The organism is Deefgea piscis, assembly GCF_019665785.1.
GTDB lineage: Bacteria > Pseudomonadota > Gammaproteobacteria > Burkholderiales > Chitinibacteraceae > Deefgea.
Genome location: NZ_CP081149.1, coordinates 572,548 through 598,360, shown reverse-complemented (window position 1 = coordinate 598,360; position 25,813 = coordinate 572,548). Strand labels below are relative to the sequence as shown.

Genomic DNA, 25,813 nt, shown 5'->3' with positions numbered 1-25,813 from the left:
GTTGTAAGAATGGGGATTGCAGCCCACATTATACGCCGTACTCAGGCCAAAGATTCCCAATGCGTTGCACGCCCTTGCTCCATGCCTTTAGCGATAGATTGAAGCCGCACTAATTGATCAGCTTGGTGACAGCTCAACATCGCTCGACCTTATTTTTACTCCCAAGGAGTGCCTCATGCGTCACCTTATTTTGGGCCTTAGCTTTTGTTTGGCGCTACCCGCTTTCGCCGCGACTATCGGCGATGACGTTGCCGATACCCCGCCGGCGATGCCAGCAGAAACCAAATCGACCAAACCCCAGCCGCAACCGGATATCCGCATTGTTGAAAAAGGCGATGCCACGCTCACTGAATACCGCATCAATGGCCGGTTATATCAAATCAAAGTAGTGCCGAAAGTTGGCAAGCCATATTTCTTAATTGACCCCAACGGCCAAGGTAATTTTGTGACGCAAGGCAATATGATTGATAATATCGCCGTCCCAAGCTGGGTTATATTGGAATTCTGAGAGCGCTCCATGTCTGTTTTTACTACCGTCGCCACCGACGAAATTACGCCATTTTTGCACCGCTATTCATTAGGCCAATTGGTCGAGCTTAAAGGCATTTCTGCCGGTGTGACCAATACCAATTATTTTGTCACAACGACGCATGGTAAATATGTACTGACTTTGTTTGAAACACTGCGCGCCGATGAACTCCCTTTTTACGTCAATTTAATGGTGCATTTGGCGCAGCACGGCATCGCCGTTGCCGCGCCGATTGCCAATTTGCAACACCAGTATATTGATGAACTGAACGGCAAACCAACGCTGCTGGTGCCGTGTTTACCCGGCTCAGTCGCCGAATCACCCACCGTAGAACAATGCGCCCAAGTGGGCGAAATGTTGGCACAAATGCATTTGGCTGCAGCGAGCTATCAAGCCAAAATGCCCAATCCGCGCGGCCCACACTGGTGGACGACGATTGCGCCAACGCTATATTCATTTATGAATCAAGCCGACGCCGATTTACTCGCCGCTGAAGTGGCATTGCAAGCACAACACCAACACGACACGCTGCCAACCGGGGTGATTCATGCGGATTTATTCCGTGATAATGCCTTGATGAATGGCGAACACGTTGGCGGATTTATTGATTTTTATTATGCCTGCACCGACGTCTTGCTGTACGACTTGGCGATCACGCTTAATGATTGGTGCGTGCTCGAAGACGGCGAAATCGATGATGAGCGCGCACTGGCAATGATCAATGCCTACCAAAGCGTGCGGCCACTCAACCCTGCCGAAATTCAAGCTTGGCCAACGCTATTGCGGGCTGCTGCACTGCGTTTTTGGGTATCTCGCTTGCTGGATTTTTACCAGCCAGCAGCGGGTGAAATGACGTTTGCTAAAGATCCAAGCCACTTTCAACGCGTCATCAGCCGACACGCGCAACGTCGTAATTTCTGGGTTTAATATGGCCATCTCGGCAAACGAGTTGCAATCTCATCATTCGGCTTTATTGCGCTACGCGCTATTTCAGCTTGGCGATATGCCTTTGGCCGAAGATGTGGTGCAAGAAACTTTGCTGGCGGCGCTCGAAAAGCCCGAATCTTTTACTGGGCAATCGAGCGTCAAAACTTGGTTAACCGCCATTTTGAAGTACAAAATTATTGACGTGCAACGTCGTCGCTATCGTGATCCACAATTGATTTCACCGCTGATTGACGAAGAAAACGATAGAAGCGATTTTGATTCACTGTTCGATTCGCACGGCCACTGGGGCAGCGATGCGCCACGTAACTGGGGGCAGCCCGAAGCCAATCTGAGCGATCAGCATTTCTGGCAAACGTATCATCTGTGCGCCACCAAAATGCCCAAACGCACCGCAATGGTGTTTACCTTGCGTGAGGTGATGGAGTTAGACATTAGCGAAATTTGTCAGCAATTGGAGATCACCGCGACTAATTGCTCGGTGATGCTGTATCGCGCTCGAATGAGCTTACGGCTGTGTTTAGAACAAAACTGGTTTGAATCAAAAATATCGGGGACACCATGATGATGAAATGCCGCGATATTTCTTTTTTACTCTCTGAATCGCAAGATCGCGCGCTGTCTTTAAGCGAAGGCCTACAGCTGCGCCTACATTTATTTATGTGTAAAAAATGCACTAATTTTTCACACCAACTCAAGGTAATACGCCTCGCGAGCCAAGCTCAAAAAGACGATCGCAAATAACTCATGCCCAGCAATTTTTTGACACAACTTCAGTCAATGACTGAATCTCACGGCCTATTGTTCGGCGAAAATACGGCGCCCTATTGTCTTGATCAACGCCGTCGTTTCCAAGGCCAGGCACTGGCCGTCGCCCGCCCAAAATCAACTGAACAACTGGTTGAACTGGTCAAACTTTGCGCAGAGCACCACATTGCGATGGTGCCACAAGGTGGCAATACCAGTTTATGTGGTGCGGCTACACCAGACAGCAGTGGCCATAGCCTGATTATCGCTTTTGAACGGATGAATCAATTCATCGAAGTGGATGCCGACAACAACACCATTACCGTGGATGCTGGCGTCACGCTACAACAAGTGCAAACCGCCGCTTTAGCTGCCAATCGCTTATTTCCTGCCAATTGGGGTGCCGCAGCCAGTTGTCAAATCGGCGGTGCGCTCGCTACCAATGCCGGCGGGGTGAATGTACTGCGCTACGGCAATATGCGCGAGCTCACCCTTGGTCTCGAAGTCGTCCTGGCTGATGGCACGATTTGGCATGGCTTACGCGGTTTACGCAAAGACAATACGGGCTATGATCTCAAGCAATTATTTGTCGGCGCTGAAGGCACCTTGGGTTTAATTAGTCGTGCCGTATTGCGGCTGTATCCGCTGCCAACAGCGCACGCCACCGCTTTAATCGACGTCGATTCGCCAGCGATTGCCGTTGAATTACTGCGCGATCTACAAGCTAAAGTCGGCGATCGAGTTACCTCATTTGAGTTAATTTCTCGCCCCTGCCTAGATTTACTACAGCGGCATTTTCCACAGCTGCAACAACCCTTTAGTCAATCACCCGCTTGGTGTGTTTTGCTTGAACTGTCTGACGGCGGCAATAGCGAGCAATTAATTTCGCAATTAGCCGAAATTTTATTTGCTGCGGGCTTTAGCAATGCCTATGTGGCACAAAATCAGCGGCAAGCGCAAGATTTTTGGTGTTTACGTGAACGCATTCCCGAAGCGCAGCGCATTGAAGGCGTGAGTATTAAACACGACATCAGCATTCCTGTCGGCGACATCCCGCGTTTTTTAACTGAATGCCAAAATGAATTAATTCAACAATATCTCGATGCCAATATCGTGGCTTTTGGTCATTTAGGTGATGGTAATTTGCATTACAACTTGTTTTTAAATGAAAAAACCGCGTTGATTTATCAATTTGAGCAGGCCATCAATGCCATTGTTTATCGTTTAGTGGCTAAATATAATGGCAGTATTAGTGCTGAGCATGGGATTGGACAATTAAAGAAACAATCTCTGAGCCAATATCGAACGGCGACCGAACTATTAATGATGCGCAGCATCAAACAAGCACTCGACCCACAGCAACTGATGAACCCAGGTAAGGTTTTACTGGATTTAAGTCATCCAATTGATTGATTAGAGAGTCAATTTGTAAGTCATTAATTTAAAAATATAAATTCATGCAAAAATTTTCTAGCCTAGCGAATAAACCTTCGGCGATACGTCAAGAAGATACCGATACGTAAGAAAATTTTTGCTTTACGCCATAGCTCAGCATAATAAAACACTATTTTTAGATTATTATATCTATTTGCCATGCCTCAGCTTGCTGTATGCTTGCACAAAAATAAAAACCACAATACCCATTATAAAATGAGTCGCTATGGATAGGCCTACAAGCAGCTCTGCCAAAAACGCATTCGATTGGCATTTTAGCGAAAATCAAGCGCATTTCGATCCCCTACTCGATTGCTTAGTCGAGCTCACGCGAATTCATGGCGCTCCGTGGACGCATGAAGCACTCGCGGCCGGCTTGCCTTTAGTTGAAAACCGGATCACGCCGTCTTTATTGCCACGCGCCGCCAAACGCGCTGGCCTATCGGCACGCGTACTGCGCCGCAATCTCAATGAAATCCCCGATCGCTTACTGCCGGCCATTTTATTGCTCAATGATCATCGGGCGTGTTTATTACTTGAACGCCAAGCCGATGGCCAATATAAAGTGCGCTTTCCCGAAGGCGCAGAATCGGTTGAAATCTTAAGCGAAACCGAATTAGCTGAGCTGTACAGCGGGATTGTGCTGATTGTTCGCCCGCGTTTTCGCTTTGATTTACGCACGCCAGAAATGGGCAAAATTCGTGAACGGCATTGGTTTTGGGGGGTCGTGTTTGATAACTGGCGAATTTACCGCGATGCCTTAATTGCGGCATTGCTGATCAATATTTTTGCCCTAGCCATGCCCTTGTATTCAATGAATGTATACGATCGGGTGGTGCCTAATCATGCGATGGAAACGCTATGGGTGCTGGCCCTTGGTGCGATTCTCGTTTTGGGTTTTGATTTCGTACTGCGAACTGCACGCGGCTATATTTTGGATGTCGCCTCAAAGCGTATCGACGTGACTTTATCGGCGTTGATTATGGAGCGCGTGTTAGGCATTCAAATGGGATCGCGCCCAGCTTCAGTGGGCTCATTTACCGCCAATTTGCGGGCGTTTGAATCGGTTCGCGATTTTATTGCGTCAGCTTCGATCACCACCTTGGTCGATCTGCCTTTCGTGTTGATTTTCTTTTTAGTATTAGTTTGGATCTCGCCATGGCTGGTTTTACCGCCGTTGGTGGGCGCGATTTTAATTATTGCTTTTGCTTGGCTGGCTCAAGCCAAAATGAATCAACTGGTTGAACTCACCCAACGCGCTTCGGCACAACGCAATGCCACCTTGGTCGAAAGTATGGTTGGACTTGAAACCATCAAAATCATGGGTGCCGAAAGCGAAATGCAACGTCGCTGGGAGCGTGCTACGCAATTTTTAGCGCAAATTGGCGGCCGTTTAAAGCTCATGTCGACCACCACGGTCAATTTCGCACAAGCGGTAACGCAATTAGTGTCGGTCGTGATTGTGATTGTTGGCGTGTATCTACTGATTGAAGGTCAGCTGTCAATGGGGGGCATTATTGCCGCATCGATGCTGGCTGGCCGTGCGATGGCGCCATTGGGACAAGTGGCGGGTTTATTGATGCAATATCAAAACGCCAAAACCTCGCTCGGCGCTGTCGAGTCGCATATGCAGATGCCAATTGAGCGGCCTGCCGACAGTAACTTTTTGCACCGTGAATCCTTCCGTGGCGAGATTGAATTTCGCAATGTGACGTTTAAATATCCGAACAATGACGATATCGCCTTAAAAAATGTCAGTTTTAAAATGAATGCCGGAGAAAAGATCGCCATTATTGGTCGAATCGGCTCAGGCAAATCAACGATTGAAAAACTGATTTTAGGGCTGTATCAGCCTACAGAGGGCGCGGTACTTGTTGATGGGATCGATACCCGCCAGATCGACCCGGCAGAATTACGCCGAGCTATCGGCTATGTGCCGCAAGATCCTTTACTGTTTTTCGGCTCATTGCGCCAAAACATCGCCATGGGTGCACCCTACGCCGAAGATAGCCACATTATTGCCGCTGCCGATTTAGCGGGCATTGCCGAGTTTGTTAATGCCCATCCGCGTGGTTTTGAAATGCCAATTAGTGAGCGCGGCGAATCGCTGTCTGGCGGCCAGCGCCAAGCGATTTCAATCGCCCGCGCGGCACTCAATGACCCGCCGATTTTTATGCTCGACGAGCCTAGTAGCGCGATGGATCACCAAAGTGAAGAACGTCTAAAGGGCCGCCTGCGAACCTATCTGGCCGGAAAAACGATGATTTTAGTCACCCACCGCACCTCATTACTGGAGCTAGTTGATCGATTGATCGTGATCGATCAAGGACAAATCATGGCCGATGGCCCCAAAGCCCAAGTCGTTGAAGCCTTGCAACAAGGTCGAATTGGCAAAGCAGGGAGCAGTACATAATGCAGCGACTACTGCAAAGCCTCAAATCAATGTGGGCGCGCTTGCAACATTGGAGCGACCTCGCGTTTGATCGCTATTTATTTAGCACCGATAAAAGCGACTTAATCGACGATAGAGATTTCATCGCCGATGCGGACAATGTCATTATGGAGCAAAGCCCACGCGGCGCTCGCGTACTGATTCGCACTGCTGCGCTGGCCGTGGCGGTACTCATACTCTGGGCCGGTTGCGCCAAAATCGATGAAGTCACCAAAGGCGATGGCCGTGTTATTCCATCGAGTGAATTACAAGTGATTCAAAGTTTGGACGGCGGGATCGTCAAACAAATTTTGGTACATGAAGGCCAAGCCGTAAAAAAAGGCGACTTGCTGATCAAAATTGACTCGACCCGTTTTGCCTCGTCGCTCAACGAAGGCCGAGCACAATATTTGTCGCTCAAAGCCAAAGCCGCTCGCCTAGATGCCATTGCCAATGGCAAAGCATTGAGTATTCCTGAGGACGTTGAAAAAGAAGCCCCCGATCTGGCCGCACAAGAAAAGCTACTCTATCAATCCAAAATGGCCGAGCTCGATGCCAGTATGGGCATTGCTAAACAGCAACTAAATCAAAGAACGCAAGAGCTCAATGAAGTGCGCACCAAGCGTGAGCAAGCGGCTCAAGGCTACGATCTGACTAAACGTGAACTGGATGCCACTCGGCCATTATTAAAAAGTGGCGCGGTCTCGGATGTTGAAATTTTACGCTTAGAACGAGATGTATCTCGTTACAAGGGCGAAATGGATGGGGCTTCGGCGCAAATACCCCGTATTCAGTCCTCTATTGCTGAGGCCAGTCGAAAATCGCAAGAAGTCGACTTAATGTTTCGCAATCAAGCGCGCACTGAGCTGGCCGAAGCTTCGGGCAAACTTGGCAGCATTAGCCAAGGCAATTTAGGCTTGGCCGACCGTGTTAAACAATCGGATATTCGCTCTCCTATGGACGGCACAGTGAAACAACTCTTTGCCAATACCGTTGGCGGTGTTGTTCAGCCCGGGAAAGACATTATCGAAATCGTACCAGCAGGTGAAAGCTTACTTTTAGAAGCTAAAGTCTTACCCAAAGACATTGCTTTTTTACGTTCAGCACAACCGGCTTTAGTTAAATTCTCTGCGTATGACTTTTCGATCTATGGTGGATTAGATGCTGAAGTTGTCAACATTAGTGCTGATACTGTCAAAGATGAGAAAGGCAATGCGTTTTATTTAGTTCGAGTTAAAACCAAAAATAGCTTTTTAGAAAAAGACGGTAAGCGTTTACCGATTATCCCGGGGATGATGGCTGAAGTGGATATCTTGACCGGAAAAAAAACGATTCTTTCTTATTTAATCAAGCCGGTACTTCGGGCTAAATCTTCTGCATTGACTGAACGATGACACCTGCCATTTATTTTTATACTCAAGACAGCGGGCTGTTGCGTCATTGGCAAGCCAGCTTTGATGGCGTTGAATTGCCACAGCAAGAATGGGCGCACACTGCCGGTAGTATTGCGGTCATCGACAGCCAATACCCCATGCTGCCCGCATGGAACGAACCGATCTGGCAACAACGGATGCAGCATCAGTACGTCATCGTCGTTAATACCTGCCCAAATGATGAAGAAGGTTATGCCGTCCTTTTAGCGGGTGCAGCGGCGTATTGCCATGCTGCGGCACCTAAAGAATTATTACAGCAAGTCATTAGCGCGGTTATTTCTGGCGAAATTTGGGCTGGTCGTAGCTTGGTATTGCGCTTACTTAATGCCGTCAATCGGCTTCCGGCAAAACCCGATCCACTGTTAGTGCTGTCTGATCGTGAACGAGAAGTCGCGCACGCTGCTGCCCGGGGTCAAAGCAATAAAGAAATCGCCCGCACGCTCAACATCACCGAACGCACGGTTAAAGCGCATTTGAGTGCTTGTTTCGAAAAACTCAGCGTGAATGACCGAGTTCAACTGACACTCAAAGTCAACGGCATCAATTAATCTCGCAAGTTGTACTTCAGTACAATCGCATTTGTCATAAGCTGTGCGTAGACTTCAAAATAGAATAATCTATCTGGAGTCTGATCATGGCCGAGCAAATCATTGCAGCAAACAGTGGCGCAAAACAACAAATCGTCGTCGTTCAAGGCGAAGCTTTTATTAAAGATGCTCGCGGTCAGCTACAAGCAATTAAAGCCGGCGATGTATTGCTCGAAGGCCAAGTCATCGTCACCGATGCCCAAGGCCACCTCACCGTACTACTCCCTAATGGACAAATCATCGAATTGGGCGCGGATCGATCTTTATTGATCGACGGCGACCTGCTCGGCACAGCACCGACCGACAGCACCGAAGCCGCAGTCGCCAAAACCAATGACAGTGCCGACCAGATCATCAATGCCCTGAACGAAGGCAAAGATCTCACGACCGATTTAGAAGCCACCGCAGCAGGTCTCGGTGCTGGTGGCGGTACCGACGAAGGCAGCGGTTTTGTGCGCTTAATGCGCGTTGCCGAAGGCGTTGACCCACTCAGCTTTAATTTTGCAACCGCTCTGGACACCTTCGAGCCACCACCGTCGGCCACTTTTGCCGATGTGATCGCCGCAGAAATCATTGCCGACAACAAAAATCCAGAATTTGTTGATGCCAATAACGCTCCGCTCGGTAACGATCAAGCAGCCACAACGCCAGAAGACACCCCAGTTAGCGGCAAACTACTCGCGAAAGACGACAACGGCGACCCGCTGGTCTTTAACAAAACCAGCGATCCAACACACGGTACCGTCGTCGTTGACGTCAATGGCAACTGGACCTACACCCCGAACAAAGATTACACCGGCCCAGATAGCTTCCAAGTTCAAGTCAGCGACGGCAAAGGCGGCACCGACACCATCACTGTCAATGTGGGCGTCACTCCCGTCAATGATCCAGCGCTCATCAATGGCGCGCAACAAGGTGAAGTCACGGAAGACGTTGCGGTCGTGGGCAATGAAATCAAAACCCAAGGTCAGTTAACCATTACCGATCCGGATGCCGGCGAAGCCGTATTCCAAACCCAAAATACCACCGGCAAGTATGGCCAGTTTGCGGTCAATGCAGCGGGCTTGTGGACGTATACCGTCGACAATAGCCAAGGCTTTGTGCAAGGCTTGGACGACAAAGAAACCCTCACTGAAAGCTTCACCGTCTTGTCCAAAGACGGTACGCCAGTAACGATTACCGTCGTGGTCAATGGTACTAACGATGCACCTGTTGCGACGGCTGCAACATTGAGTGTCAAAGAAGACGACGCCGTCGTGAATGGTCAATTGATCGCCACCGATGTGGATGTTGAGACCCTCACCTTCGCCGCTAAAAATCCATTGCCAGCTGGCTTGACCTTGAACGCCGACGGCAGCTACACCTTTGACCCAACTAATCCGGCGTACAACAGCCTCAAAGCCGGTGAAGAACTTAAAATCACGGTGCCGTACACCGTTACCGATGGCACGGTCACTGTGGATAGCACCTTGTCGTTGACCATTACGGGTACCAACGATAAACCCGTGGTCACGCCACCGACTGAACCGGTACCACCGACGGTGAACTTCGACCCGAACACCGGCACCTACACGCACAATGTGCCTGAAGACACCGTCGTTATTGGTAAAGTCAACGGCGCCGACGTGGATGGCGACACCTTGACGTTCACCCAAGCGAGCAACCCAGCCAACGGTAAAGTGGTCGTCAATGCTGACGGTAGCTACACCTACACGCCGAACCTCGACTACATCGGTAGCGACAGCTTCACGGTGACCGTTTCTGATGGCAAAGGCGGCACCGCCTTGGCCACGGTGAACATCAACCTCACCCCAGCATCTGATCCTGCGATTATCGGTGGTGTGAAACAAGGTGAAGTCACGGAAGACGTTGCGGTCGTGGGCAATGAAATCAAAACCCAAGGTCAGTTAACCATTACCGATCCGGATGCCGGCGAAGCCGTATTCCAAACCCAAAATACCACCGGCAAGTATGGCCAGTTTGCGGTCAATGCAGCGGGCTTGTGGACGTATACCGTCGACAATAGCCAAGGCTTTGTGCAAGGCTTGGACGACAAAGAAACCCTCACTGAAAGCTTCACTGTCTTGTCCAAAGACGGTACGCCAGTAACGATTACCGTCGTGGTCAATGGTACTAACGATGCACCTGTTGCGACGGCTGCAACATTGAGTGTCAAAGAAGACGACGCCGTCGTGAATGGTCAATTGATCGCCACCGATGTGGATGTTGAGACCCTCACCTTCGCCGCTAAAAATCCATTGCCAGCTGGCTTGACCTTGAACGCCGACGGCAGCTACACCTTTGACCCAACTAATCCGGCGTACAACAGCCTCAAAGCCGGTGAAGAACTTAAAATCACGGTGCCGTACACCGTTACCGATGGCACGGTCACTGTGGATAGCACCTTGTCGTTGACCATTACGGGTACCAACGATAAACCCGTGGTGACGCCACCGACTGAACCGGTACCACCGACGGTGAACTTCGACCCGAACACCGGCACCTACACGCACAATGTGCCTGAAGACACCGTCGTTATTGGTAAAGTCAACGGCGCCGACGTGGATGGCGACACCTTGACGTTCACCCAAGCGAGCAACCCAGCCAACGGTAAAGTGGTCGTCAATGCGGACGGCAGCTACACCTACACGCCGAACCTCGACTACATCGGTAGCGACAGCTTCACGGTGACCGTTTCTGATGGCAAAGGCGGCACCGCCTTGGCCACGGTGAACATCAACCTCACCCCAGCATCTGATCCTGCGATTATCGGTGGTGTGAAACAAGGTGAAGTCACTGAAGACGTTGCGGTCGTGGGCAATGAAATCAAAACCCAAGGTCAGTTAACCATTACCGATCCGGATGCCGGCGAAGCCGTATTCCAAACCCAAAATACCACCGGCAAGTATGGCCAGTTTGCGGTCAATGCAGCGGGCTTGTGGACGTATACCGTCGACAATAGCCAAGGCTTTGTGCAAGGCTTGGACGACAAAGAAACCCTCACTGAAAGCTTCACCGTCTTGTCCAAAGACGGTACGCCAGTAACGATTACCGTCGTGGTCAATGGTACTAACGATGCACCTGTTGCGACGGCTGCAACATTGAGTGTCAAAGAAGACGACGCCGTCGTGAATGGTCAATTGATCGCCACCGATGTGGATGTTGAGAAACTCACCTTCGCCGCCAAAAATCCATTACCAGCTGGCTTGACCTTGAACCCCGACGGCAGCTACACCTTTGACCCAACTAATCCGGCGTACAACAGCCTCAAAGCCGGTGAAGAACTTAAAATCACGGTGCCGTACACCGTTACCGATGGCACGGTCACTGTGGATAGCACCTTGTCGTTGACCATTACGGGTACCAACGATAAACCCGTGGTCACGCCACCGACTGAACCGGTACCACCGACGGTGAACTTTGACCCGAACACCGGCACCTACACGCACAATGTACCGGAAGACACCGTCGTTATTGGTAAAGTCAACGGCGCCGACGTGGATGGCGACACCTTGACGTTCACCCAAGCGAGCAACCCAGCCAACGGTAAAGTGGTCGTCAATGCTGACGGCAGCTACACCTACACGCCGAACCTCGACTACATCGGTAGCGACAGCTTCACGGTGACCGTTTCTGATGGCAAAGGCGGCACCGCCTTGGCCACGGTGAACATCAACCTCACCCCTGCATCTGATCCTGCGATTATCGGTGGTGTGAAACAAGGTGAAGTCACGGAAGACGTTGCGGTCGTGGGCAATGAAATCAAAACCCAAGGTCAGTTAACCATTACCGATCCGGATGCCGGCGAAGCCGTATTCCAAACCCAAAATACCACCGGCAAGTATGGCCAGTTTGCGGTCAATGCAGCGGGCTTGTGGACGTATACCGTCGACAATAGCCAAGGCTTTGTGCAAGGCTTGGACGACAAAGAAACCCTCACTGAAAGCTTCACCGTCTTGTCCAAAGACGGTACGCCAGTAACGATTACCGTCGTGGTCAATGGTACTAACGATGCACCTGTTGCGACGGCTGCAACATTGAGTGTCAAAGAAGACGACGCCGTCGTGAATGGTCAATTGATCGCCACCGATGTGGATGTTGAGAAACTCACCTTCGCCGCCAAAAATCCATTACCAGCTGGCTTGACCTTGAACCCCGACGGCAGCTACACCTTTGACCCAACTAATCCGGCGTACAACAGCCTCAAAGCCGGTGAAGAACTTAAAATCACGGTGCCGTACACCGTTACCGATGGCACGGTCACTGTGGATAGCACCTTGTCGTTGACCATTACGGGTACCAACGATAAACCCGTGGTCACGCCACCGACTGAACCGGTACCACCGACGGTGAACTTCGACCCGAACACCGGCACCTACACGCACAATGTGCCTGAAGACACCGTCGTTATTGGTAAAGTCAACGGCGCCGACGTGGATGGCGACACCTTGACGTTCACCCAAGCGAGCAACCCAGCCAACGGTAAAGTGGTCGTCAATGCTGACGGTAGCTACACCTACACGCCGAACCTCGACTACATCGGTAGCGACAGCTTCACGGTGACCGTTTCTGATGGCAAAGGCGGCACCGCCTTGGCCACGGTGAACATCAACCTCACCCCAGCATCTGATCCTGCGATTATCGGTGGTGTGAAACAAGGTGAAGTCACGGAAGACGTTGCGGTCGTGGGCAATGAAATCAAAACCCAAGGTCAGTTAACCATTACCGATCCGGATGCCGGCGAAGCCGTATTCCAAACCCAAAATACCACCGGCAAGTATGGCCAGTTTGCGGTCAATGCAGCGGGCTTGTGGACGTATACCGTCGACAATAGCCAAGGCTTTGTGCAAGGCTTGGACGACAAAGAAACCCTCACTGAAAGCTTCACTGTCTTGTCCAAAGACGGTACGCCAGTAACGATTACCGTCGTGGTCAATGGTACTAACGATGCACCTGTTGCGACGGCTGCAACATTGAGTGTCAAAGAAGACGACGCCGTCGTGAATGGTCAATTGATCGCCACCGATGTGGATGTTGAGACCCTCACCTTCGCCGCTAAAAATCCATTGCCAGCTGGCTTGACCTTGAACGCCGACGGCAGCTACACCTTTGACCCAACTAATCCGGCGTACAACAGCCTCAAAGCCGGTGAAGAACTTAAAATCACGGTGCCGTACACCGTTACCGATGGCACGGTCACTGTGGATAGCACCTTGTCGTTGACCATTACGGGTACCAACGATAAACCCGTGGTCACGCCACCGACTGAACCGGTACCACCGACGGTGAACTTCGACCCGAACACCGGCACCTACACGCACAATGTGCCTGAAGACACCGTCGTTATTGGTAAAGTCAACGGCGCCGACGTGGATGGCGACACCTTGACGTTCACCCAAGCGAGCAACCCAGCCAACGGTAAAGTGGTCGTCAATGCTGACGGTAGCTACACCTACACGCCGAACCTCGACTACATCGGTAGCGACAGCTTCACGGTGACCGTTTCTGATGGCAAAGGCGGCACCGCCTTGGCCACGGTGAACATCAACCTCACCCCAGCATCTGATCCTGCGATTATCGGTGGTGTGAAACAAGGTGAAGTCACGGAAGACGTTGCGGTCGTGGGCAATGAAATCAAAACCCAAGGTCAGTTAACCATTACCGATCCGGATGCCGGCGAAGCCGTATTCCAAACCCAAAATACCACCGGCAAGTATGGCCAGTTTGCGGTCAATGCAGCGGGCTTGTGGACGTATACCGTCGACAATAGCCAAGGCTTTGTGCAAGGCTTGGACGACAAAGAAACCCTCACTGAAAGCTTCACTGTCTTGTCCAAAGACGGTACGCCAGTAACGATTACCGTCGTGGTCAATGGTACTAACGATGCACCTGTTGCGACGGCTGCAACATTGAGTGTCAAAGAAGACGACGCCGTCGTGAATGGTCAATTGATCGCCACCGATGTGGATGTTGAGACCCTCACCTTCGCCGCTAAAAATCCATTGCCAGCTGGCTTGACCTTGAACGCCGACGGCAGCTACACCTTTGACCCAACTAATCCGGCGTACAACAGCCTCAAAGCCGGTGAAGAACTTAAAATCACGGTGCCGTACACCGTTACCGATGGCACGGTCACTGTGGATAGCACCTTGTCGTTGACCATTACGGGTACCAACGATAAACCCGTGGTGACGCCACCGACTGAACCGGTACCACCGACGGTGAACTTCGACCCGAACACCGGCACCTACACGCACAATGTGCCTGAAGACACCGTCGTTATTGGTAAAGTCAACGGCGCCGACGTGGATGGCGACACCTTGACGTTCACCCAAGCGAGCAACCCAGCCAACGGTAAAGTGGTCGTCAATGCTGACGGTAGCTACACCTACACGCCGAACCTCGACTACATCGGTAGCGACAGCTTCACGGTGACCGTTTCTGATGGCAAAGGCGGCACCGCCTTGGCCACGGTGAACATCAACCTCACCCCAGCATCTGATCCTGCGATTATCGGTGGTGTGAAACAAGGTGAAGTCACGGAAGACGTTGCGGTCGTGGGCAATGAAATCAAAACCCAAGGTCAGTTAACCATTACCGATCCGGATGCCGGCGAAGCCGTATTCCAAACCCAAAATACCACCGGCAAGTATGGCCAGTTTGCGGTCAATGCAGCGGGCTTGTGGACGTATACCGTCGACAATAGCCAAGGCTTTGTGCAAGGCTTGGACGACAAAGAAACCCTCACTGAAAGCTTCACTGTCTTGTCCAAAGACGGTACGCCAGTAACGATTACCGTCGTGGTCAATGGTACTAACGATGCACCTGTTGCGACGGCTGCAACATTGAGTGTCAAAGAAGACGACGCCGTCGTGAATGGTCAATTGATCGCCACCGATGTGGATGTTGAGACCCTCACCTTCGCCGCTAAAAATCCATTGCCAGCTGGCTTGACCTTGAACGCCGACGGCAGCTACACCTTTGACCCAACTAATCCGGCGTACAACAGCCTCAAAGCCGGTGAAGAACTTAAAATCACGGTGCCGTACACCGTTACCGATGGCACGGTCACTGTGGATAGCACCTTGTCGTTGACCATTACGGGTACCAACGATAAACCCGTGGTCACGCCACCGACTGAACCGGTACCACCGACGGTGAACTTTGACCCGAACACCGGCACCTACACGCACAATGTACCGGAAGACACCGTCGTTATTGGTAAAGTCAACGGCGCCGACGTGGATGGCGACACCTTGACGTTCACCCAAGCGAGCAACCCAGCCAACGGTAAAGTGGTCGTCAATGCTGACGGCAGCTACACCTACACGCCGAACCTCGACTACATCGGTAGCGACAGCTTTACGGTCACTGTCTCTGACGGCAAAGGCGGCACCGCCTTGGCCACGGTGAACATCAACCTCACCCCGGTTGATGACGCCAGTGTCTTGCGTGCCGATAGCCAAACTGTTCTTGAAGACACACCGGCCAAAGGCAATGTGCTTGCCAATGATAGCGATGTGGATAGTGCTTTAACCGTCGCGACCTTCTCGGTGGATGGCCGCAGCTACACCGCAGGCCAAACGGCAACGATCGCTAACGTGGGTACATTGACCATTAGCAGCACTGGTGAATACACCTTTACGCCAGCGCCAAATTGGAATGGTGCGATGCCGCAGGCGACTTATGTCACTAACACCGGCAGCAGCAGTACGCTCAATGTGACTGTGAATCCGGTTGACGACGCCAGTGTCTTGCGGGCTGATAGCCAAACTGTCCTTGAAGACACTCCGGCCAAAGGCAATGTGCTGACCAATGATAGCGATGTGGATAGTGCTTTAACCGTCACCAGCTTCTCGATTGGTGGCAGCAGCTACACCGCAGGCCAAACGGCAACGATCGCTAACGTGGGTACATTGACCATTAGCAGCACTGGTGAATACACCTTTACGCCAGCGCCGAATTGGAATGGTGCGATGCCGCAGGCGACTTATGTCACTAACACCGGCAGCAGCAGTACCCTCAATGTGACTGTGAATCCAGTTGATGACGCCAGTGTCTTGCGGGCTGATAGCCAAACTGTCCTTGAAGACACTCCGGCCAAAGGCAATGTGCTGACCAATGATAGCGATGTGGATAGTGCTTTAACCGTCACCAGCTTCTCGATTGGTGGCAGCAGCTACACCGCAGGCCAAACGGCAACGATCGCTAACGTGGGTACATTGACCATTAGCAGCACTGGTGAATACACCTTTACGCCAGCGCCGAATTGGAATGGTGCGATGCCGCAGGCGACTTATGTCACTAACACCGGCAGCAGCAGTACGCTCAATGTGACTGTGAATCCGGTTGACGACGCCAGTGTCTTGCGTGCCGATAGCCAAACTGTCCTTGAAGACACTCCGGCCAAAGGCAATGTGCTGACCAATGATAGCGATGTGGATAGTGCTTTAACCGTCACCAGCTTCTCGATTGGTGGCAGCAGCTACACCGCAGGCCAAACGGCAACGATCGCTAACGTGGGTACATTGACCATTAGCAGCACTGGTGAATACACCTTTACGCCAGCGCCGAATTGGAATGGCGCGATGCCGCAGGCGACTTATGTCACTAACACCGGCAGCAGCAGTACCCTCAATGTGACTGTGAATCCGGTTGACGACGCGCCAACGCTCGATCTTGATGCCAGCATGGAAGATACGAGTTTTAAAACGACATATGTCGAAAACGGCAGCGGAACACCGATTGCAGACATCGACAGCGTGATCGGCGATGTGGATAGCACCAACCTTGTATCTTTCTCTCCGTGGTGGTTAGCTACTACCACACGAGGCGAAGTGAGTTTGGTTCCACCCTTAAGGCATTGACCTTGTTTTGTAGATTAAACCCTTCGCCTCACTTCTTTCGCCAAATCAGACACTGAACGGTAGCCAAGGGCTTTGACCCTGTATGCACAAGGCAAGTGGGCGAATTAGGCATTTTTACAGGAAGAATCTTCATGTTTTATCTCGGTATTGATGTTGCTAAAGCTAAACTCGATTGTTACTTGTTAACTCAACTTGACCCACTCAAAGGCAAGGCCAAGGTCGTACCCAATACCGCCAAAGGCCTTGCTGATTTGCTGGCTTGGCTGACTAAAAATCACATTCCGCATGACCAGCTGCACGTCTCAATGGAGGCCACTGGCGTGTATCACGAACTGGCCGCCACACTACTGCATGATGCAGGCGTTTGCGTCTCGATTGCCAATCCCGCACAAGTGAAGCATTTCGGCCAAGGCCTCGCGGTGCGTACCAAAACCGATGGCGTTGATAGCCAAGTTCTGGCGCGTTATTGCGCAATGATTAAGCCTGCTGCGTGGCTGCCACCTCCGCCTGAAGCCCGCATTCTAAAAGGACTTCTGGCTCGCCGCGAAGCGATTTTGCAAGACTTACTCCGCGAAAAAAATCGGCAAGAAAAAGCCGAATCTACGGTGACGACCGAGCTGATTCATCAATCGATTAACGACAGTATTGTCTTTCTAAATGCTCAGCTCAAAAAGCTACAAAGCCAAATCGACGACCATATCGACCGTCATCCTGGCCTGAAAAACGACCTCAATTTACTGCAAACCATCCCAGCAATCGGCCCACAAAGTGGCACGCAATTATTGGCGGTGATGCATACGCATCAATTCAATACGGCCGAACAATTGTCGGCCTATTTGGGCTTGGTGCCCGTCGAGCGGCAATCGGGGTCATCGATTCTTGGGCGCGCCAAACTGTCTAAAGCTGGTCCTGCAAAGGTTCGTGCCGTGCTCTACATGGCTGCCATCGTCGCCACCAAATACAACCCCCACGTCAAAGCCTTATTTGAGCGTTTGCTTGCCCGAGGCAAGAGCAAAATGTCGGCGCTCGGTGCTTGCATGCGCAAATTAGTTCACCTGTGCTTCGGCGTACTGAAAACCCAGAAAAAGTATCAAGCTGAGTACCAAAATGCTTGACCGGCAAGACAGTATCTACAAAGTGCGACCATTGTATTGACCAATGCTCAGTTGGGCGATGTCTTAACCACCGTCGGTTTGCCAAATGGGATTGTCGCGGCACAAAGCGTCGTTAATGGGCAAATTGTATTAACACTGACAGGCAGTGCATCCAAAGCCGCTTACGAAACAGCCATCGAATCGATTCGCTTTAGCAGCACCAGCGAAAATCCGAGTGCGGTAGATCGTATTTTGAATGTGACCGTGAATGATGGCGTATCCAATAGCAATACTGCCATTAGTACGATTACTGTCGTGCCGGTCAATGATGCGCCAACCTTTGTATCTAGCTCATCTGCGACGGTGTCAGAAGAAGGCTTGAACGGCGGTATTGCCGATGTAGCAGGAACATCAGACACCAGCAATGCCACCACTGCCACCGGAAACGTTATTTTCAGTGACGTGGATAGCTCTTCGCTCACCTACTCATTAACTGCGCCAACGGGTTTAACCTCGGGAGGCCAAGCGATTGTTTGGAGCGGCAATGGCAGCGGTACGCTGGTTGGCACAGTGGGCAATCAAACCATTGCTACGATTTCAATTGATGGTACTGGCAAATACAACGTGACGTTATCGGGCCCAATCGATCACGCAGACAAAACTGCTGAAGATGTGAAATCGTTCAATGTGACGGTAAGTGCATCAGATGGCAAATCGTCGAGCTCGGGTCAGTTTACGATCAATGTCGAAGATGACGCTCCGGTAGGACAAAACACCACGGCAACGGTGCAAATGCCGTACATCAGTACCAATTTAGTCCTGACTTTAGACACCTCGGGCAGTATGGGCGATCCAAGCGGGATTGCGGGGAAAACTCGCTTACAAGTGGCCAAAGAGGCGTTAACGCAGCTCATCAATGATTACGATAATGTGGGTGACGTTAAGATCATGTTGGTTGGCTTTAGCTCATCGGCCACCACCCAACTCTTTAATGGCAATACTTGGCTCACCGCCGCTGAAGCAAAAGCCATATTGGCAAACTTTACTGCCACTGGCGGAACCAATTACGACGCTGCAGCTGGGCAGGTCATGCAAAACTTTGACAACCCGGGCAAACTCGTCGGCGGACAAAACGTGGGGTATTTCTTCTCTGATGGCGCGCCAGGCCCAGGTCTTGGTTTAGATAGCACCGAAACCAAAACATGGACTGATTTCTTAAACAATAAAGACATTAATTCATTGGCAATTGGCTTAGGTACTGGTGTTTCTGGAACCAACCTCAACCCTCTCGCTTACAACGGCACAGGATCGGGCACCGAAGCCAACTCAATTATCGTCACTGATTTGGCGCAATTGCCACCGATTCTGCGCGACACCATCCTTACGCCAACAGCTGGCAATATCACTGGTGGGCTGGTTGGATCAGCGGTTGCAGGGTTTGGTGCCGATGGCGGCCATATCAACGACATCACCGTTGATGGCGTGAAATACACCTTTAACACTGTGGGCAATAGCATCACCACCACCGCCAATGGCAGCACTTATACCTTTGACCCAGTGACCCATACTTTAAAAGTCACTACGGCATTGGGTGGGCAATTCATCATTGATATGGATGATGGTAAATATACCTACACACCGCCAGTAAACTTACAAAGTAATGCCAGCGAGAATATTGGCTTTACCTTGATCGACAATGATGGCGACTTGGATAAATCCAATAGCAAATTGACGATCAATGTCATTCCTCCGCGCTATAACACCGCGCCGGTATTGGTCGACGACTTTAGCTTTACCAAAGCCAACCAAGCGATTTCGCTGGATGTGCTAGCCAATGATAGAGACTTGCAAGGCGATAAATTAACGCTCACTGGTACGCCAACACTCATCTCAGGACAAGGTGTGGTCTCCATTGATCCGAAAACGGGCTTACCGGTCTTTACGCCAAACGCCAACTTCATTGGTGAAGCCACCATCCGCTACACCGTGAGCGATGGTTTCGGTGGTACAGCTAGTGCGATTTGGACGGTCAAAGTCGTGCCTGAAAACAATATCCTAGATGGTTCAAATGACGGTGGCGTTGGGTCATACTTTGTAACAGGCCCAGAATCTGGCACTGGCAATGTCATTCAAGTCTCCACTGCAGGCTATCACTCAGCGACTGGCGGCGGTGCGGGAGCATCTTACGCCAGTACCGCGACTGGTAACGATCAAGTCATCCTCACTGGCGGCAGTAATGATCACGTTGAGGCAGGAGCCGGCAATGACTTAATCTACATGGGGGAAACGCAAGATTACAATAATTCCGTTGCCACCAAAGATGCTAACTTCTACCTCGCCAGTCAATTTATGAATAATGCCGATGGCACCTTGTCAACAGCAGCTAATAACGACAAGCTTGTTCTAGGCATTGTGAATGAAATGCAGCCCATCGCCGACTTAGTCAATGCCGGTAGCGGCAATGACACGGTGTTTGGCGAAAATGGTTCAGACGCCCTATATGGCAATGCTGGCAACGACAAGCTGTTTGGTGGTGCAGGGATTGATGCCTTACGCGGCGGCGCAGGCAATGACTTACTCGTTGGTGGTTCGGGTAACGATATTCTGCGCGGCGATGCGGGATCAGACACCTTTAAGTGGACACTGGGAGACCAAGGCACTGCTGGCGCCCCTGCCCGTGATGTGGTGATGGACTTCAACAACGCCAAATCAGGCAATGCTGCGGGCGATGTGGATAAACTCGATCTACGTGACTTACTACAAGGCGAAAATACTGGCAGCCTCACGCAGTATCTGCACTTTGAGAAATCAGGTTCAGACACCATTATTCACGTGAGTAGCAAAGGTGAATTTAGCAACGGCAATTGGACAGCGAAAGAAGACCAAGTCATCACGCTGCAAGGCGTTGATCTCACCACGTCAGGTAGTGATCAAGCCATCATCAATGACCTACTCAGCAAAGGAAGACTGATTACTGATTAAGCAGAATAACAAAAAGGCCAGATTCACCATCTGGCCTTTTTTTATATCTATTATTTGCTTACCGCCATTGCGAACTGCGCTAAAAAAGTAGCCAAATAGCGCTTTAATTCATATTCCTCTCTGCGACGTACGATGTTTTAATCCGCAAATGAGTAAATACTTGCTTTAGCCAACACCTGATCGAGCAAGATGGCACATCAATAAATAACACCTCGGCTTCGCCACTCAAACTCACCCACCCCGATTGCTGCAGCTCATACTCACCTTCAGTGAGCAAGATTTTTTGCCGCCATGATTGTTCACCCAGATACACTATACATTGCAGCTCAACTTGACCTTGCCGCACGACGATTTTGCTTTGTGCGGTCAAATAAGCATCGAGCCGCTGTCCTTTAAGTATTTGCTGCATGGCGCTTCTCCTTTAAGTGCCATCTTAAGCAAACAAGAGCCCCAAAAACAGCGACAAGGACGAGGTATCTGCTACGCAGCAGAGAGAAAAAACCAACGCTGTTATGCTGTGATTTTATGCCATCTATATCTATGGTCTGAGCAAGCTTTAAAGCATGATGACAAAAAGTGGAGAGCGGCAACTATGGATTATCTTTATCAGCGCTGGGCAGCGCATTATTTCAGTGCCATTGTTTCAGGCACGCTCAAAGTGGGCGAGCGCATGCCTTCTTTGCGAGAACTGATGCGTCTGCATGGCATCAGCCTCTCTACCGCCTTGCAATTGTGCCGCCAGCTAGAAACCGATGGCTATCTTGAGGCAAGACCGCGCACTGGCTATTTTGTCCGACCAAGAATGCGCATCAAACCGGTGGCAGAGCCACAGCTCAATATCGATCCGGCGCAATATGTAGGTATCCATGCCCGTGTTTCTGATTTTATTGCCCGTGGCAGGCAGCAGGTGATTAAGCATAATTTCTCGGTAGCCCGCTGCGCTCCCGAGTTATACCCCAGCGAAGCGCTTAAAAACGCGGCCATTCGTGCCTTAAAACAATCACCGGATCTTTTAGTGAGCGCCGTTCCGAATAAAGGCTATCCGGCATTCAGAGCCATACTGGCCAAACGGGCAATGCGCATGGGTGTGCTGATGTCGCCTGATGAAGTACTGATCACCCACGGTTGTATCGAAGCGCTCAATCTGGCGCTGCGAGCCGTAACCCAGCCTGGCGACACCATTGCCGTTGAGTCACCCACTTTTTACGGCCTGCTGCAAATTTTAGAAAGCCTCGGTCTACGTGCCATCGAAATCCCCAGCAGCCCACAAACCGGCATATCGATTGAAGCCTTGGAGCTGGCCTGCCAGACCTACGAACAGATCAAGGCCGTGGTCGTGGTGCCGCATTTACAAAACCCACTGGGTAGCATCATGCCTGAGGCGCATAAAGACCGACTGGTGGCGCTATGCGAAACACAAAAAATTGCTCTGATCGAGGACGATACTTATAGCGAACTGATTAACGACGAAGTTCCGCTTCGCGCCTTGAAAGCGCGAGATAAAACCGGCAATGTGATCTATTGCGCTTCTTTACATAAGATCTTAGCCCCCGGTATGCGATTAGGCTGGCTGAGTGGCGGGCGCTGGCAGGCGCGAATCGAGATGCTGAAATACGCCCAAACCCGTGATAACGAAGCGTGGTCGCAAATCGCAGCCGCCGAATATATGGCGTCTAGCGCCTATGACCGGCATTTACGCCGGCTACGTAGTACGCTTAAAACGCAGCGCGAGCGCACTGCCGAAGCGATTGCTCGTTATTTTCCAGCAGGCACACGGCTCAATGTGCCCAATGGCGGGCTGGCTTTATGGGTGGAATTACCTGAGCAACTATCATCCAAACGGGTATTTGATGCAGCGCTCAAACAAGGGATTTTAATTGCTCCCGGGCTAATGTTTTCTAATTCAAACCGCTTTGATCACTTTATCCGCATTAACTGTGGCTGGCCGTTTAGCCCAGAAATTGATCTGGCATTACAACAATTAGGCGCTTTGATTCGAGCCCTAAGCCACACTCAGCCCGCTTAAATTCCCCAGTGCTAAGGCATAAATCATCGTAAAGGAGCTATCCCGAACATGAAAACCTATGCCAGCACATCATCAAAAATGAAAATCAAATCTTACTGATTTTATCTTTGGTAATCAGTCCCGTTACACCACCCAGACCCAGCTCTTGTAATTTCTGCCATTCAGCTTCGGTGCGAACTTGTTCGGCAATCGTCAATATGCCAAGGCTATCAGCCATACGGACCACCTCTTTTAATAAGCGTTGATTGCCAGTATGTTGATCAATATCGAGGATATAACTGCCATCAATTTTTAAATACGCCAGCGGTAAATCATATAAGCGCAGCATACTGCTCACCGCGCGGCCAAAATGCTCAATACCCACTTTGACATTAAATTGATTCATCTCTGCGGCAAAAGTAGCCAGCGTTTCAAACTCTTGCGTAAAACTATTGCCATTAATATCAAACCACAGGCGAGCGCGAACCTCTGAACTCAAGCCTTGCAAAATTTTGACTAGCTCGGCGCGAAATGGCAGATGACTCAATGATTCAATATCTAAATTCACCGCATAATTTGCCGAATGCTGCTGCAATTCTTTCACCGCTAAGCGAATTGCCGCTAAATCAAGCTCAGCAGTTAAACCAAAACGCTTAGCAAAAGGCATAAAGACGCCGGCGCTCAATAAGCGATCGCTGCCGGCCTCAGGTAGGCGCAGCATTAACTCTTGATGAATCACCCGCCCTTGCCAATCGAGAACTGGATATTGTGCAGCCACAAACTGTTGCGATTGAACTGCTTGCTGCAAACAAGTACGCCAATAGGTATTGGGATGGCTCACCAGCGCCACATTCACCTCAGCGGCGACAGCACTGATCACCCCTTGATTCTCGGCTTGCGCCAACGCCGCATCGGTTCGAGCCAGCAAAGCACCAATTGACTCACCTTGATTAAACTCGCTATAACCGATATGGATGAAGTCTTCCATACTGCTTAACTCAGCCAAAGACGCCAGTAATTGGGCGACAAACTCTGCCGGTTGCTCTAATGCCGGCGTCGTTAAAGCAAAATCACAGCCATTGAGCCGAGCCGCCACCCACTCCTCACCCTGGTCATCCCAGCGTGCCAAGCACGTTGCAATCTGGCTCAGCAATTGGTCCGTTGCTTGCCGGCCTAGATTTTGATTAATCTCGGCCAAATCTTTTAACCGCAGCATGAGTAAAAAACCATGACCACTGCGATCTTCATCATTGAGTAACCCTGATAATCGCCCCATAAAAAAAGCCCGATTGACCAAGCCGGTTACTTTGTCTCGATTCACATCTTGATGCAGCTGATCAATGCGCTCAGATTGCTCATCAAACATTTGCTTGATTCGCACCACCATACTATTCATTGCGCCAACGACTCGCCGTAATTCAATATATGGCGGTTCGGCAATCGTAATAAAGCGTCGTTCGCTAATCGCCTCGGCCTGCGCAATCATTTGTTGAATCGGCTGGCGCACGCGATTAAATAGCACCCAAACCAATAAGGCCACTAAGACCCCACCGCCAATAATCCAAAAGAATAATTTAACCACACCACTCCATAGCGATTCGTAGGCAAATTTGCTATGCGCACGCACCTCTACAGCACCAGCCTGCTGCCAGCCTTTACTCACCAAAGCCTGCCCCGATGCCACATCAATCGGAAATAACTGCATAAACCAATTTGGCACATTGCTAGGAAGCTCTTTATTTTTGAGCTCAATGATTATTTTTTTATGTGGATCGCGAAATCGAATCAGCTCAAAATGCCCTGAATCAAATAAGGCCGATGTCATTAACTCAACCATTGCCGGGTCTTCAGCCTGCTGAGACAAAGACAGCGCCAAAGATGATGCATTGTCACTACTTTGTGTAAATAATTGTTGCTGCAAATAATCTCGTGCACTCAATGTACTCACAATTAAGCTGACCATAAAAGCCAGCAACGTTGAGATTATTATTAGAAATAATACTTGGCGAATTAAAGACACGTGGTCATTCCTTATTGTCAATACCATCGGCTTGCATACGCAATAAAACATCTTTCCAGCGGGATAAACGATCAATCGACGCCGATGGTTGCTTACCACTACCTGCAAACACACCTTCATGATTAAAACTAAATACGGGGGTTAAATCAGGGCGGCGACTTGCTGGGCGAATTTCGCTAATTAAATTATCTAGAACCAATGGCTCAGCATCCGGCTCGCTATAATAAGTCAATACCATATGCGCCTGACTAATTGTACTATTAGTTCCTCCTATTTTGGCTTTTACATAGCTTAGCCTTAATTTATCAGTAGAAACCCCAGTATCTTTTAATGCCATATATTTAATAATGGCAAAGTCTTCACAATCCCCAGCTGATTTACCGATCATTTCGAGTGGCGTCGCCCAGTAATCGGCTTGATTCCACAATATTTGGTCTTCAACAAATTGAAATCTGCGATTGATATACTCATTAATGCGTTTAAGTTTATCGGCCTCGGGTAATGTTTTGCTACCGAGCAAAAGTTGCTGCATTTCTGCCACAGTTTTAACCGTATTTGCAGCATAACGTTGTTGCGCTAACTTCAGCAAACGATCAAAATCCCAAGCTGAAAAGACGGGGAATGCCCAAAGCATGGTGAGCAACAGTAAGCTGCAAATCCATACGTAATTAGGACGCTGCAAATTGAACATTTCGATCTTTTCTCGACGATTTGGCTATAGTAGCAATTGTTAATACTA

General features: G+C 50.3%; 15 protein-coding genes. 12 read left to right on the top strand and 3 right to left on the bottom strand.

The window, feature by feature from the left end; genetic code table 11:
• Positions 1-175: 175 nt before the first annotated feature.
• From K4H25_RS02870 to K4H25_RS02820, 11 genes are all read left to right on the top strand, one after another.
• A complete protein-coding gene (locus tag K4H25_RS02870; RefSeq protein WP_221021931.1) occupies positions 176-508 on the top strand; it encodes a DUF2782 domain-containing protein in 333 nt (110 codons plus the stop codon).
• 9 nt (positions 509-517) lie between these two features.
• Complete coding sequence (locus tag K4H25_RS02865) at positions 518-1,456, top strand: homoserine kinase (RefSeq protein ID WP_221021930.1); 939 nt, start codon at positions 518-520, stop codon at positions 1,454-1,456.
• Between the two features lies 1 nt (position 1,457).
• Positions 1,458-2,039: a sigma-70 family RNA polymerase sigma factor gene (locus tag K4H25_RS02860; RefSeq protein WP_221021929.1), complete on the top strand. Its 582-nt coding sequence runs from the start codon at positions 1,458-1,460 to the stop codon at positions 2,037-2,039.
• Complete coding sequence (locus K4H25_RS02855) at positions 2,036-2,218, top strand: zf-HC2 domain-containing protein (RefSeq protein ID WP_221021928.1); 183 nt, start codon at positions 2,036-2,038, stop codon at positions 2,216-2,218. Before K4H25_RS02860 ends, K4H25_RS02855 begins: the two co-directional genes overlap by 4 nt.
• A gap of 36 nt (positions 2,219-2,254) precedes the next feature.
• Positions 2,255-3,634, top strand: coding sequence for an FAD-binding oxidoreductase (locus K4H25_RS02850; protein ID WP_255587953.1), 1,380 nt, complete (start codon positions 2,255-2,257; stop codon positions 3,632-3,634).
• A gap of 247 nt (positions 3,635-3,881) precedes the next feature.
• Positions 3,882-6,068: a type I secretion system permease/ATPase gene (locus tag K4H25_RS02845; RefSeq protein WP_221021926.1), complete on the top strand. Its 2,187-nt coding sequence runs from the start codon at positions 3,882-3,884 to the stop codon at positions 6,066-6,068.
• On the top strand, positions 6,068-7,480 hold the full coding sequence (locus K4H25_RS02840; protein WP_221021925.1) for an HlyD family type I secretion periplasmic adaptor subunit: 1,413 nt from the start codon (positions 6,068-6,070) through the stop codon (positions 7,478-7,480). The genes K4H25_RS02845 and K4H25_RS02840 overlap by 1 nt, the downstream gene beginning before the upstream one ends.
• Complete coding sequence (locus tag K4H25_RS02835) at positions 7,477-8,067, top strand: response regulator transcription factor (protein WP_221021924.1); 591 nt, start codon at positions 7,477-7,479, stop codon at positions 8,065-8,067. The genes K4H25_RS02840 and K4H25_RS02835 overlap by 4 nt, the downstream gene beginning before the upstream one ends.
• An 86-nt stretch (positions 8,068-8,153) precedes the next feature.
• Positions 8,154-16,973 (top strand): retention module-containing protein, encoded by an 8,820-nt coding sequence (locus K4H25_RS02830; RefSeq protein WP_221021923.1) that lies wholly within the window; start codon positions 8,154-8,156, stop codon positions 16,971-16,973.
• A 131-nt stretch (positions 16,974-17,104) separates the two neighbouring features.
• Complete coding sequence (locus K4H25_RS02825; protein WP_221021794.1) at positions 17,105-18,088, top strand: IS110 family RNA-guided transposase; 984 nt, start codon at positions 17,105-17,107, stop codon at positions 18,086-18,088.
• Between the two features lie 36 nt (positions 18,089-18,124).
• The gene (locus tag K4H25_RS02820; protein ID WP_221021922.1) at positions 18,125-21,049 is read left to right on the top strand and encodes a type I secretion C-terminal target domain-containing protein; all 2,925 of its coding nucleotides are present in this window, start codon (positions 18,125-18,127) and stop codon (positions 21,047-21,049) included.
• A gap of 103 nt (positions 21,050-21,152) precedes the next feature.
• Here K4H25_RS02820 and K4H25_RS02815 read toward each other — a convergent pair whose 3' ends face one another.
• On the bottom strand, positions 21,153-21,458 hold the full coding sequence (locus K4H25_RS02815) for a hypothetical protein (RefSeq protein WP_221021921.1): 306 nt from the start codon (positions 21,456-21,458) through the stop codon (positions 21,153-21,155).
• Between the two features lie 183 nt (positions 21,459-21,641).
• On the opposite strand from K4H25_RS02815, the gene K4H25_RS02810 reads away from it, so the two are divergent.
• A complete protein-coding gene (locus K4H25_RS02810; protein ID WP_221021920.1) occupies positions 21,642-23,075 on the top strand; it encodes an aminotransferase-like domain-containing protein in 1,434 nt (477 codons plus the stop codon).
• Positions 23,076-23,160: 85 nt separating this feature from the next.
• On the opposite strand, the gene K4H25_RS02805 is transcribed toward K4H25_RS02810, so the two are convergent.
• Together K4H25_RS02805 and K4H25_RS02800 are read right to left on the bottom strand one after the other, a co-directional pair.
• Positions 23,161-25,074 carry a bifunctional diguanylate cyclase/phosphodiesterase gene (locus K4H25_RS02805; RefSeq protein WP_221021919.1) on the bottom strand — a complete coding sequence of 638 codons (1,914 nt, stop codon included), beginning with the start codon at positions 25,072-25,074 and terminating at the stop codon, positions 23,161-23,163.
• Between the two features lie 4 nt (positions 25,075-25,078).
• Positions 25,079-25,765 (bottom strand): transglutaminase-like cysteine peptidase, encoded by a 687-nt coding sequence (locus K4H25_RS02800; RefSeq protein ID WP_255587952.1) that lies wholly within the window; start codon positions 25,763-25,765, stop codon positions 25,079-25,081.
• Positions 25,766-25,813 lie beyond the last annotated feature (48 nt).